The sequence below is a fragment of the Quadrisphaera sp. RL12-1S genome (genome assembly GCF_014270065.1).
Taxonomy (GTDB): Bacteria; Actinomycetota; Actinomycetes; order Actinomycetales; family Quadrisphaeraceae; genus Quadrisphaera.
Genome location: NZ_JACNME010000005.1, coordinates 39,548 through 51,883, shown reverse-complemented (window position 1 = coordinate 51,883; position 12,336 = coordinate 39,548). Strand labels below are relative to the sequence as shown.

9 protein-coding genes are annotated in these 12,336 nt (G+C 74.9%); 7 read left to right on the top strand and 2 right to left on the bottom strand.

The genetic code is table 11. The features are described from left to right. The first annotated feature begins 58 nt into the window (after window positions 1–58). The 6 genes from hflX (at window position 59) to H7K62_RS11110 (ending at window position 8,101) form a co-directional block, all read left to right on the top strand. Window positions 59–1,573, top strand: a complete 1,515-nt coding sequence (gene hflX, locus H7K62_RS11135; RefSeq protein WP_186718123.1) for a GTPase HflX — start codon at window positions 59–61, stop codon at window positions 1,571–1,573. A gap of 139 nt (window positions 1,574–1,712) precedes the next feature. After that, a complete protein-coding gene (locus H7K62_RS23845) occupies window positions 1,713–2,660 on the top strand; it encodes an endonuclease domain-containing protein (protein WP_186718121.1) in 948 nt (315 codons plus the stop codon). Between the two features lie 134 nt (window positions 2,661–2,794). Beyond that, entirely contained in the window at window positions 2,795–4,918 is a 2,124-nt protein-coding gene (locus H7K62_RS11125) for an ATP-dependent DNA helicase (RefSeq protein WP_370591729.1), read from the top strand. A 9-nt stretch (window positions 4,919–4,927) separates the two neighbouring features. Then, complete coding sequence (locus H7K62_RS11120) at window positions 4,928–5,347, top strand: OsmC family protein (RefSeq protein WP_186718119.1); 420 nt, start codon at window positions 4,928–4,930, stop codon at window positions 5,345–5,347. 21 nt (window positions 5,348–5,368) lie between these two features. Then, the gene (locus tag H7K62_RS11115; RefSeq protein WP_222437465.1) at window positions 5,369–6,550 is read left to right on the top strand and encodes an NAD(P)/FAD-dependent oxidoreductase; all 1,182 of its coding nucleotides are present in this window, start codon (window positions 5,369–5,371) and stop codon (window positions 6,548–6,550) included. A 60-nt stretch (window positions 6,551–6,610) separates the two neighbouring features. Continuing rightward, window positions 6,611–8,101, top strand: coding sequence for an Nramp family divalent metal transporter (locus H7K62_RS11110; protein ID WP_186718117.1), 1,491 nt, complete (start codon window positions 6,611–6,613; stop codon window positions 8,099–8,101). On the opposite strand, the gene lexA is transcribed toward H7K62_RS11110, so the two are convergent. Continuing rightward, complete coding sequence (gene lexA, locus H7K62_RS11105; protein ID WP_370591728.1) at window positions 8,098–8,781, bottom strand: transcriptional repressor LexA; 684 nt, start codon at window positions 8,779–8,781, stop codon at window positions 8,098–8,100. The genes H7K62_RS11110 and lexA overlap by 4 nt on opposite strands. A 96-nt stretch (window positions 8,782–8,877) precedes the next feature. Between lexA and H7K62_RS11100 the strand changes: the two genes are divergently transcribed. Then, on the top strand, window positions 8,878–10,347 hold the full coding sequence (locus tag H7K62_RS11100; RefSeq protein WP_370591727.1) for a purine-cytosine permease family protein: 1,470 nt from the start codon (window positions 8,878–8,880) through the stop codon (window positions 10,345–10,347). Here the strand turns inward: H7K62_RS11100 and H7K62_RS23840 are convergent. After that, window positions 10,295–12,313 (bottom strand): glycoside hydrolase family 2 protein, encoded by a 2,019-nt coding sequence (locus H7K62_RS23840; protein ID WP_186718115.1) that lies wholly within the window; start codon window positions 12,311–12,313, stop codon window positions 10,295–10,297. The genes H7K62_RS11100 and H7K62_RS23840 overlap by 53 nt on opposite strands. Window positions 12,314–12,336: the final 23 nt, after the last annotated feature.

The window sequence follows — 12,336 nt, the reverse complement described above, 5'->3', positions numbered from 1 at the left end:
GTGTTGTGAGGAACAGTGGGCGGCTCGCAGGCAGCGAGCCGCACGACGCAGGAGGCGCATGACCACCACGGCCCAGTCCCCCGAGAGCACGACCCGTTCCGCTGACGACGCCGTCAGCCGCATCCTGGCCCGCCACGGCGGCGCGGTCCCGGCAGCGGTGGCGGACGGCGGGCAGGACTACGACGGCGAGCAGTACGACCTGGAGGAGCGCAACGCGCTGCGACGCGTCGGCGGGCTCGCCAGCGAGCTGTCGACCGAGCTCACCGACGTCACCGAGGTCGAGTACCGCCAGCTCCGCCTGGAGAAGGTGGTGCTGGCGGGGGTGTGGTCGAGCGCGTCAGCCTCCGCCGAGGACGCCGAGAACTCGCTGCGCGAGCTCGCCGCCCTGGCCGAGACCGCCGGCTCGACGGTCCTCGACGGCGTGCTGCAGCGGCGCGACACCCCCGACCCGGGCACCTGGCTCGGCTCGGGCAAGGCGAAGGAGCTCAAGGACGTCGTGTCCGCCTCCGGCGCCGACACCGTGATCGCCGACGGCGAGCTGTCGCCATCCCAGCGCCGCGCGCTGGAGGACATCGTCAAGGTCAAGGTCATCGACAGGACCGCCCTGATCCTCGACATCTTCGCCCAGCACGCGAAGTCGAAGGAGGGCAAGGCCCAGGTCGAGCTGGCCCAGCTGGAGTACCTGCTCCCGCGCCTGCGCGGCTGGGGCGAGTCGATGTCCCGCCAGGCCGGTGGCCGCGTCGCCGGCGGTGAGGGCATCGGCTCCCGCGGACCCGGTGAGACCAAGATCGAGCTCGACCGGCGCCGCATCCGCACCCGGATGGCCAAGCTGCGCCGCGAGATCAAGGAGATGCGCCCGGCGCGGGAGACCCGCCGCCAGTCGCGCCGCCGCGGCGCCGTGCCCAGCGTGGTGATCGCCGGCTACACCAACGCCGGCAAGTCCTCGCTGCTCAACCGGCTGACCGGTGCGGGCGTGCTGGTCGAGGACGCGCTGTTCGCCACCCTCGACCCCACGGTGCGCCGCTCGGAGGTGCCCGACGGGCGCACCATGACGCTGTCGGACACGGTCGGCTTCGTGAGGTCGCTGCCCACGCAGCTGGTGGAGGCGTTCCGCTCCACGCTGGAGGAGGTCGGCGAGGCCGACGTCCTGCTGCACGTGGTCGACGCCTCCCACCCCGACCCCGAGGGGCAGATCTCCGCGGTGCGCGACGTCCTCGCGGAGGTCGGCACGCACGGAGGGGACGGGCCCGTGGAGGTCGTCGTCCTCAACAAGTGCGACCAGGCCGACCCGGAGGTCGTCTCGCGGCTGCTGCGCCGCGAGCGCGGCTCGGTGGTGGTCTCGGCGCGCACGGGCGAGGGCCTGGACGCGCTGCGCGAGCGGATCGGCGAGGTGCTCCCGCACCCGGAGGTGCTCGTGGACGTGGTGGTCCCGTACTCGCGCGGCGACCTCGTCTCGCGCGTGCACTCCACCGGCGAGGTGCTCTCCACCGAGCACACGGAGTCCGGCACCCGCGTCCGTGCCCGCGTCGCTCCCGACCTCGCCGCGGAGCTCGGGGTCCCCGCCCCCGCCTGAGCCCCGCTCGACGGGATGATCATGCAGAAGACCCGCACTTCCGGCCCGGAAGTGCGGGTCTTCTGCATGATCACGATCACGGAGCGGGCCCTGTGGACAGCCGCAGCGGCGCCACCGCGATCCGGGCCAGCATCCAGGGGTGCCCGCGCGCTCACCCTTCCCTGAAGACCTCGAACAGCGTCCCTTCACCGTCGCCGAGGCGCTGCGGCGCGGCGTGTCGCCGCGCGTGCTCGAGGGGCCGCGCTTCCGGACGCCGTACCGCGGGGTGCGGGTTCCCGCCGCCCTCGCGCCCTCCCGGGCCGCGGACCTCGTCGCCGCGTCGCTGGCGCTGCCGCCGGGAGCCGCCTTCAGCGGCTGGACGGCAGTGGAGCTGACGGAGCTCCCCACGCCGCGCTTCCAGCGCACCCCCGGGGCCGGCAGCATCGAGGCCGTCTCCGCCGGCGCACCCGTGCGGATCAGGGGCCTCGTCTGCTCCACCGGGCTCGACCCGCACCGCGTGCGGATCGTGCGGGGAGGACCTCACGCTGCCGAGATCGTACCGCTCCTCGCCCCGGGCGTCCGGGGCCTGCGCGTCCAGGAGCCTGTTGACGTGTGGTGCGACCTCGCCCCGGTGTTGCCGCGCGTCGACGGGGTGGCGCTGGGCGACGCCGTGCGCCGGCACTGGGCCACCGAGGAAGACCTCGACGCAGCGGTCGCGGTCCGAGGAAGCCGGCCCGGGGTGGTGGTCCTGCGGGAGCGGCGCTCCGAGGTGCGGTGGCGGGTGGACTCGCCCATGGAGACCGAGGTCCGGCTGCTCCTCGTCGACGCCGGCCTCCCCGAGCCTCGCTGCGGACGCCCGCTGCGCGAGGGCGGTGTCTTCTACGGCCTGGTGGACATGGTCTGGTACGCACAGCGCGTCGTCCTCGAGTTCGACGGCGACGTCCACCGCACGAAGCGCGGCCAGTGGCAGTGGGACAAGGCCAAGCGGCGCCGTCTGCGTGACGCGGGGTGGACGGTCGTCGAGGTCGTCGCGGATGACGTGCGCCGGACGCCGGAGCAGCTGGTCGATGAGGTGCGCCGGGCGCTGCGGGGCGAGCTCGCCGCGTGACCACCACTGGCGATCATGCAGAAGCCCCGCGCCCTCGGCGCAGAAGTGCGGGTCTCCTGCAAGATCGAGGTGGAGCGCGCGGGGGCTGTGGACGAACGGGGCCGGGTGTCCGGCGCGCTGCGTAGGGTGGCTCGGTGCCGAAGCCCAGCCGCGGAGCCGACCCCTCCGACCTGCTCGACGCCGCCGTCGCGGCGCTCGGCGGGGCCCCGCGCGAGGGGCAGCAGAAGATGGTCGCCGCCGTCGCCCAGGCGGTCCGCTCGGGCCGCCACCTGCTGGTCCAGGCCGGGACGGGCACCGGCAAGTCCCTGGGGTACCTCGTGCCGCTGGCCGCGCACGCCGCCGAGACGGGCACCCCGGGCGTGGTCTCCACGGCCACGCTGGCGCTGCAGGCGCAGGTGGTCGACCGGGACCTGCCGCGGCTGAGCGAGGCGCTGCGCCCCCTGCTCGGCCGCGAGCTCACCTGGCAGACGGTCAAGGGCCGCGCCCACTACGTGTGCCGGCAGAAGCTGGTGGGCGGCTTCCCCGAGGACGAGCCCGAGGCGCTGCCCGGCATGGAGCTGGTCGGCGGCGCCGAGCGCGCCACCGACCGCCGCGCCGCCGCACCCACCGCGACCAGCCAGCTCGGTCGGGAGGTCGCCCGCCTGCACCGCTGGGCGCAGGACACCGAGTCCGGAGACCGCGACGAGCTGGTCCCCGGTGTCTCCGAGCGCGCCTGGCGGCAGGTGTCGGTGAGCTCTCGGGAGTGCCTCGGCGCCACGCGCTGCCCGATGGCGGAGGAGTGCCACGTCGAGCTGGCGCGGGCGCGGGCCAAGGAGGTGGACGTGGTGGTCACCAACCACGCGCTGCTGGCCATCGACGCCGTCGAGGACGTGCAGCTGCTGCCCGAGCACGACGTCGTCGTCATCGACGAGGCGCACGAGCTGGTCGACAGGGTCACCTCCGTCGCCACGGGGTCGCTGTCGGCGGCGGCGGTGGCGCAGGCAGCGACCACCGCCCGCCGCCAGGGCGGCCTCGACCCGACGTGGGCCGAGCGCCTGCGCGTGGCCTCCGATGACCTCGGCGCCGTGCTCGAGGAGGCCCCCGTCGGCCGCTACCCCCGCGGCCTGCCCGAAGGCGTGCGCCTGGCGGTGGCGGGCGTGCGCGACGCCGCCCGCGAGGCCCTGTCCGGGCTCAAGGGCGAGGGAGGGTCGTCGGGCCAGTCGGGGAAGGACGACGACGGCGAGGCGGCGGCCGGCAAGCAGGTCGCCCGCGCCGCGCTGAGCGAGGTCTTCGACGTGGCCGAGCGGCTCGTCGAGGTCCAGCCCGGTGCCGACGGCGCGGGCGAGGACGTCGCGTGGCTCGAGGCGCCCGGCGCCTGGCGCCGTGACGCGGCGGGCGAGGAACCCCGCCCCCGCGTTCTCCACGTGGCCCCGCTGAGCGTGGCGATGACGCTGCGCGAGCACCTGTTCGGCGGGTCCACGGTGGTGCTGACCTCCGCCACGCTCACGCCGGGCGGGTCCTTCGACGCCGCCGCCGGTGCGCTCGGCCTGCAGGGGGCCGGGGCGCCGCAGTGGACCGCGCTCGACGTCGGCAGCCCGTTCGACCACGCCCGGCAGGGCATCCTCTACGTGGCCAAGCACCTGCCGCAGCCCGGCCGGGAGGGCCCGGTGCCGGAGGTGCTGGAGGAGGTCGAGCAGCTCGTCGTCGCCGCCGGCGGCCGCGCGCTGGGGCTGTTCTCCTCCCGCCGCGCCGCCGAGGCCGCCGCCGAGGCCCTCGGGGACCGGCTCGCCCAGCACGGCATCTCCGTGCTCTGCCAGGGCGACGACACCGTCCCCAACCTCGTGCGGGAGTTCGCCGCGGACCCGCGCACCTGCCTGTTCGGCACCCTGACGCTGTGGCAGGGCGTGGACGTGCCCGGCCCGTCCTGCCAGCTGGTGGTCCTGGACCGGATCCCCTTCCCCCGCCCCGACGACCCGCTGTCCTCGGCTCGCGCGGAGGCCGCCGACCGCGCCGGCGGCAACGGCTTCATGGCGGTCTCGGCCACCCACGCGGCGCTGCTGCTGGCGCAGGGCGCCGGGCGGCTGCTGCGCAGCACCTCCGACCGCGGCGTGGTGGCCCTGCTCGACCCGCGGCTGGCCACCAAGCGGTACGGCTCGTTCCTGCGGGCGAGCCTGCCGCCGCTGTGGCCGACCACCGACAAGGAGGTCGTCCTCGGTGCGCTGCGCCGCCTCGACGCCGCAGCGAGTGATCAAGAGGCGGCTGCCAGCGCGTCTGCTTAGCGTCGCTGCATGACCACCCAGAGCGAGAAGAGCAGCCAGACCACCGTCCAGGACGCCACGGCCACCGCCGTCGCCGGCAGCGTGAAGACCTCCGACGGCGTCCTGGAGGCCGCCACGCAGCTGGCGGGTGAGGCAGCGGGAGACCGCACCACTCCCGAGCACCTCATGGCCGCGGCCACCGCCGCGTGCCTCCAGCAGTCGATCGGCATCGCCGCGTCCACGCAGGACGTCGACGCGAGCGACGCCCAGGTCACCGCGCACGTGACGCTGACCACCGCCGAGGAGGCCGGCTACACGAGCCACATCACGCTGGAGGTCAGCGGCCTCGCCGACGACGTCGCCGAGCGCGTGCTGGAGCAGGCCCAGCAGATCTGCCCGTTCACCAAGGCCCTCGCCGGGTCCGACCTCACCGTGCGGCTCGCCGCCTGACCCTGCTGGCAGACTCCCGGTGTGACGCAGCACGGTCTGGAGCAGCACTGGGACCTCGTCGTCGTCGGGGCGGGGCCGGCGGGCTCGGCGGCGGCCCTGGGGGCGCTGCACCAGCGGCCCGGTGCCCGGGTGCTGCTCCTGGACCGCGCGGACTTCCCGCGGGACAAGGTCTGCGGGGACGGCGTGGCCCCGCACGCCCTCGACGTCCTCGAGACCGTCGGCGTCACCGGCCTGCTCGACGACTGGCCGGTGGCGCCGCGGCTGCGGATCTCGGTGGTGGGGGCGCCTGGCGTGCCGGTGGTCGAGGAGGCCATGAGCCGACCGGCCCAGGTGGTGCCGCGCGCGGTGCTCGACGAGCGGATCCTGCGGGCCGCCACCGACCGGGGCGCCGTCCTGCGCCGGGCTCGCGTGCGCGACGTGCTGCAGGACGGCGCCGGGGTCGGCGTCGTCCTGTCCGACGGGGAGCTGGTCCGCGCCCGCGTCGTGGTGGGGGCCGACGGCGCCCACTCGGAGGTGCGGCGGGCCCTGGGCCCGGCGGCCGTGCCGCCGCAGAAGCGGGGGACGACGGCGATCGCGGTGCGCGCCTACGCGCCCGTGCTGCCCGAGCACGACGGCGTGCAGGTGCTCGCCTTCTCCACCGACACCGACCGGCCCAGCTACGCGTGGTCCTTCCCGGTCGGGGACGGGCGCGCGAACGTCGGGTTCGGGCAGCTGGTGGACTCGCGCTCGAGCGCGGGGCAGACGCCCACGCGCGCGCGGCTGCTGGAGCGACTCGAGGAGCTGCTGCCGGGGACCACGGCCGGCGCCGAGCAGGTGGCCGGGCACCCGCTGCCGCTCTCGACAGGTCGCAGCGGTGTGTGGTCGGTGGGCAGGGTGCTGCTCGCGGGCGACGCGGCCAGCCTCGTCAACCCCGTGACGGGGGAGGGCATCTACTACGCGGTCCTGTCCGGCGTGCTCGCCGGGCGCGCGGCGCTCGGAGGTGGCCGCTACGACCGCATGCTGGGCGAGGCGCTGGTCGGGCACCTGCGGCACACGGACCTCGCGGCCCGGCTGGTCCGCAGCGACCGGCTGCTGCACGCGGCGCTGCGCGCCTCGGCCCGGGACACCGGCGTCTTCGACGACGTCGCCGACATCGGCCTGGCCCGCGGACGCCTCACGCGCCGCGTGGTGACGGGGATGGGCCGGGCCCTGCTCGCCGGCTGATCCTCGAGCGAACCGCCACCTGGAGTGGCGGTCCGCTGTGACCTGCGCCACGTTGGGGTGATGTCGACCCGCGACGACGCGGCCGGTCAGCGACCGACGAGCGCCACCCCCTCCGCCAGCACGTCAGTCCTGGACCCCTTCCGCGGGTCGACGCTCGCGGTGCCGCAGGTGCGGGCGCTGCCGAAGCCGCCGAGCCGGTGGCTGCCGCTCATCGGGCCGGGCATCATCGCCGCCGGCGTGGGGCTGAGCAGCGGCGAGTTCGTGCTGTTCCCCTTCATCGCCTCGCAGGTGGGGCTGGTGTTCGTGTGGGCCGCGGTGGTGGGGGTGGTCACGCAGTACTTCGTGACCATGGAGATCGAGCGGTACGCCCTGGCCACCGGCGAGACGGCGGTGACGGGCTTCAGCAGGTTCTGGCCGCACTGGGGCCTGGTCTTCGCCGTCCTCACCTACGGCGCCAACCTGTGGCCGGGGTGGGCCACGAGCTCGGCGACGCTCATCAGCTTCCTCACCGGCGGGACACCGCGGTTCATCGCCATCGGCCTGCTGGTGGCCATCGGGCTCATCCTCACCCTCGCCCCGGTCGTCTACGTGGCGCTGGAGAAGATCCAGATGGTCAAGGTGGCCGCCGTGCTGCTGCTGCTCGTGGTGGGCGCCGTCGCGGCCATCTCGGCGACGGCGTGGCGCGACGTGCCGACCATCGTCACGCAGGCCGGCTTCCCCGCGGCCGAGCTGGGGTTCGCCACCCTCTTCGGCGCCATGATCTTCGCCGGCGCCGGCGGCGGGCAGAACCTCGTGCAGTCCAACTGGATCCGCGACAAGGGCTTCGGCATGGGGCACTACGTGCCGCGGCTGCAGAGCCCCGTCACCGGTGAGCCGGAGGCGGTGCCCAGCACCGGCTACGTCTTCCGCGTCGAGGGCCCCGAGGGGGAGGAGAACCTGCGGCGCTGGCGCGGGTGGTGGCGCTTCGCCAACGTCGAGCAGCTGAGCACCTTCGTCGCCATCACCGTGGTGTCGATCTTCTTCACCTCGCTGCTGGCCTACTCCACGGTCTTCGGCCTCGAGGACCTGCCGAGCGACATCCAGTTCGTCCGGGTGGAGGGCGAGCAGCTGGCGCAGGCCGTCGGCAGCTGGTTCGGCGTCTTCTTCTGGGTCATCGGGGCGTTCTCGCTGTTCGGCGCCGCGCTCGGCATCACCGACTACACCAGCCGCATGGCCGCGGACGTGCTCAAGACCAGCTACCTCAGGGGCGCCGACGAGAGCCGCCTCTACTTCTGGCTCACCTGGGGCCTCGTGGCGATCGGCATCGTGGTGCTGCTGGTCGGCTTCGACCAGCCGATCGCGCTCGTCGTCGTCTCCGCCACCGTCGGCGGTCTCATGATGACCATCTACTCGGCGCTGCTCATCGCCACCAACCGCCGGCTGCTGCCCGCGCCGCTGCGCGTCAGAGGTGTGCGGCTGGCGCTGCTGGTGGCCGCCATCCTCATCTACGGCACGGCGACCGTGCTGACCATGGCCCAGCAGCTGCCGAAGCTGCTCGGCTACTTCGGCTAGAGCGAGCGCAGCACCGTGACGACGCGGCCCAGGACGGTCGCGTCGGTCCCGTCGATGGGGGAGTACGCGTCGTTGCGGGGGAGCAGCTGCACCCGGCCGCCGCGGCGCTGCAGCACCTTGACCGTGGCCTCGCCGTCGATCATGGCGGCGACCACCTCGCCGTTCTCGGCGACGGGCTGGCGGCGCACCACCACGTAGTCGCCGTCGCAGATGGCGGCGTCCACCATGGAGTCACCGACCACCCGCAGCGTGAAGAGCTCGCCCTCGCCGACCAGCTGGCGGGGGAGGGCGAAGACGTCCTCCACCTCCTGCTCGGCCAGCAGCGGCGCACCCGCCGCGATGCGGCCGACCAGCGGCACGAAGGCGGTGTCCTCGCTCTCCGGCACCACGGGGACGGCGGGGCCGCCCTCCTCGCGGCCCGCTCCGCGGCCGGCGTCGACCACCTCGATGGCGCGCGGGCGGTTGGGGTCGCGGCGCAGGTAGCCCTTGCGCTCGAGCGTCACCAGCTGGTGCGCGACGCTGCTGGGGCTGTGCAGCCCGACGACCTTGCCGATCTCCCGCATGCTCGGCGGGTAGCCGCGGCTCGAGACCGACTCGCGGATGGTGTCGAGGACGGCCCGCTGCCGGCTGGTGAGGTCGTCAGCTCGGCTGGAGGTCCCCTTCGGGGCTGTCGTCGCCACGAACGCAGCGTAGTGGATCGAGCACGCGATCTCAAACAGGCGTTCGACCCGCGTCGGGGTCTCGGCCAGGGGGCGCGCAGACCGTACTGTTCCGTCGTGTCCGTCGTGCCGCAGCAGGAGACGCCCTCGCTCTCGAGGGTCGAGGTCAACGGCCTCAACGTCATCGACGAGTCCGAGCGCCGCGGGAAGCCGTCCAGCCTGTTCTGGCCGTGGTTCGCCGCCAACGTCTCCGTCTTCGGCATCGCCAACGGCGCGTTCGTGCTCGGCTTCGGGGTCAGCTGGTGGCAGGCGCTGCTCGCGGGTGTGGTCGGGATCGTGGCGTCGTTCCTCCTGTGCGGGCTCGTCGCCCTCGGCGGCACCCGCGCGTCCGCGCCGACCATGGTGGTCTCGCGCGCGGCGTACGGCGTCCGCGGCAACAAGGTCCCCTCGGCCATCAGCTGGCTGCTCACCGTCGGGTGGGAGACGGTCCTCGTCTCGCTGGCGGCGCTGGCCACCGCCACCGTGTTCACGACGCTGGGCTGGGGCGGCGGAGCGGTCACCAAGGCGGTCGCCCTCGTCGTCGTCGTCGCCCTGGTGGTGGGCGCCGGGGTGCTGGGCTTCGAGGCGATCATGAAGCTGCAGGCCGTCATCACCTGGGTGACCGGCGTGCTGACCGCGGTCTTCCTCGCGCTGCGGGTGCCCGACCTCGACTGGGGCGCGATCACCTCGGCGCCGAACGGCTCCTGGCAGGCGCTGCTCGGCGCGGCCGTGTTCAGCATGACCCTGTTCGGGCTCGGGTGGGTCAACGCCGCCGGCGACTACTCCCGCTACCTGCCCCGGCACTCCTCCCGCCCCGGCGTGGTGTGGTGGACGACGTTCGGCGGCGCCGCCGCGCCGCTGGTGCTGCTGGGCTTCGGGGTGCTGCTCGCGGCCTCCTCGCCGGCGTTCGCGGAGGGCGCCGGCACCGACCCCATCGGCGCCCTGGCCACCGGCCTGCCCACCTGGTTCCTCGTGCCGTTCGCCGTGGTGGCGGTGCTGTCCCTGGTGGGCGGCGCGGTGCTGGACATCTACTCCTCCGGCCTGGCGCTGCTGTCCCTGGGGCTGCCCGCCCCGCGCTGGGCGGCCGCCCTGGTGGACGGCGCGCTCATGGTTGCCGGCGCGGTGTACGTGGTCTTCGTCTCCGCCGACTTCCTCACCCCGTTCCAGGGGTTCCTCATCACCCTCGGGGTGCCGATCGCCGCGTGGGCGGGGGCGGCCGTCGCGGACCTGGTCCGCCGCTCCGGCGCCTACGACGACGCCGCCCTCTTCGACCCCGCGGGCCAGTACGGCTCGGTGCGCTGGGGGGCCGTGGCGCTGCTGGTGGCGTCGTCCGTCCTCGGCTGGGGGCTGGTGGTGAACACCAGCGCCACGTGGCTCGCCTGGCAGGGCTACCTGCTGGGGCCGGTCGGCCTGGGCGGGAAGGACGGCCCGTGGGCCTACGCCAACCTCGGGGTGCTCGCCGCCCTGGCCGTCGGCTTCGTGGGGCAGCTGCTCCTCACGCCGTCGGCGAAGAAGACCCTGCGGACGGGGGCGCTGGCTCGCCGGTGACCAGCGCGCGCAGCTGCGCCAGCGGCAGCTTGGGCGTGCGGTCCTCCGTGACCAGGCCGTTGGCCTCCTGCAGCGTGTCGGCCAGCTGCGTGTAGCACCACCCGACCAGGCCGCCCGCCTCCACGCACGCGTTCGCCGCGCCCAGCAGGTCGCCCAGGCGGCGGGCGTAGTCGCCGGCGTCGGAGGCGGTCGAGTACCCCCACGTCGCGCCCTCGGGCGCCGCTGCGCCATCGACGGCGGGCGTGAAGCGCACCCCGCCGAACTCGCTGAGCACCAGGGGCCGCTCCTCGGCCGCGACGTCGCCGCGCCCGCCGGCCACCCGCAGGCGCCGGCCGTTGGCGCTCACCCGGGCCGAGGACGACGACGGCGAGGGCACGCCCACCAGCGCCGCGGCGGCCTCCGGCGAGCCGTAGCGGCGCACGAGCACCTCCCCGGAGTCGGTGTAGTCGTGCACGGTCCAGAGGTCGGAGTCGGTGTGCTCCCACCCGTCGTTGCTGATGACGGGCCGGGTCGGGTCCAGCGCGCGGGTGAGGTTCGCCAGCGCCGTCGCGTATGCGCGCTCCCCGGCGGAGACCGCGATGTCCTGCACGCCCCAGCTCTCGTTGAGCGGCACCCACGCCACCACGCTCGGGTGGCTCGCGTCGCGGCGGACCACCTCCAGCCACTCCGCCGTCAGCAGGGAGACGGCGCGCGAGGTGTGGGCGTAGGCGCCGGCCGTCTCGGCCCAGACGGTGATGCCGAGCCGGTCGCACCAGTGCAGGAAGCGCGGGTCCTCCACCTTCTGGTGGATCCGCACCGAGTCGAACCCCAGGTCGGCCAGCAGCTGGGCCTCGGTGCGCAGCCGCGCGGCGCTGGCGGCCAGGTGGGTGTCGGGCCACCAGCCCTGGTCGAGCACGCTCCGCAGCGTGCGCGGGGTGCCGTTGAGCAGCAGCTGCCCGGCGCCCACCTGCACCGAGCGCATCCCGAGGTAGCTGGCGACGGCGTCCAGCTCGGCGCCAGCACCGGCCGGTGAGGCGGGCCCCCGGGTCAGCAGCCGCACCTGCGCGTCGACGAGGTGGGGGTGCTCCGGGCTCCACAGCAGCGCCTCGCGCTCCTGCCCGTGCCGCAGCAGCGGCACCGCCAGGGCCACCTCGACGCGCGGTCCCCCGCGCTCGGTGGGACCGGGCACGGCGACCACGGCCTCGGCGAGCACGCGCTCGTCGTCGTCGTGAGCCCCGAGGGACAGGCGGACGGCGAGGCTGACCGGCTCCACGGGGACGCTCGACAGCTCCGCGACGAGGTGCACGGTGGCGCCGACGAGGTCGGTGGTCCAGGTGAGGTGCTCGATGCTGACCGCCGGGACCACCTCGGCCCAGACCGTCTGCCAGATGCCGGAGGTGCGGCGGTACCAGATGGCGTGCGGGGCGTCGTGCCAGTCCTGCTTGCCGCGGGGCAGCTCGGGGTCGCGGGCGTCGTCGACGGCGCGGACCACGAGCACGTGCTCGTTGTCGAGGTCCAGGTCGGGGCCGGGGGTGAGGAGGTCGGTGACGTCGGCGGAGAACGGCGTCTGCCCGCCGGTGTGCTCGGCCACGAGGTGGCCGTCGAACCAGACCCGCGCGCTGTGGTCGACCGCACCGAAGCGCAGCACGAGCCGCGCCCCCGACCCCTCGGCCGCGAGCTCCCCGGCGCCGGCGACGTCGCGCAGCCGCAGGCCGCGGCGGTACCAGAGCTCGGCGAACGGGCCCTGCTCGCCCACCCCGGACGCGGAGCTCTCCGGCGGGTAGGGGACGACGACGTCGCGCTCGAAGCCCGTCCGGTCCTGCAGGGACCCACCGCGCCACAGGCCCCGCGGACCGGGGGACCCGGCGGGGACGAGGCCCAGCTGCCAGGTGCCGCCGAGGTCGGTCCAGTGCTGTCGCAGCAGCTGCGGACGGGGGTGCTCCCCGCTCTGCGTGCTGGCGCGGGGGAGCTGTGCCGTCTCTGCCACGGGCCGGAGTGTGCCACGGCGCG

What these genes read in the sequence shown, in the direction of transcription:
- H7K62_RS11110 (WP_186718117.1), top strand. Translation starts at nt 6,611, where the DNA reads ATGTCGACCCGCGACGACGCGGCCGGTCAGCGACCGACGAGCGCCACC.
- hflX (WP_186718123.1), top strand. Translation starts at nt 59, where the DNA reads ATGACCACCACGGCCCAGTCCCCCGAGAGCACGACCCGTTCCGCTGAC.
- H7K62_RS11120 (WP_186718119.1), top strand. Translation starts at nt 4,928, where the DNA reads ATGACCACCCAGAGCGAGAAGAGCAGCCAGACCACCGTCCAGGACGCC.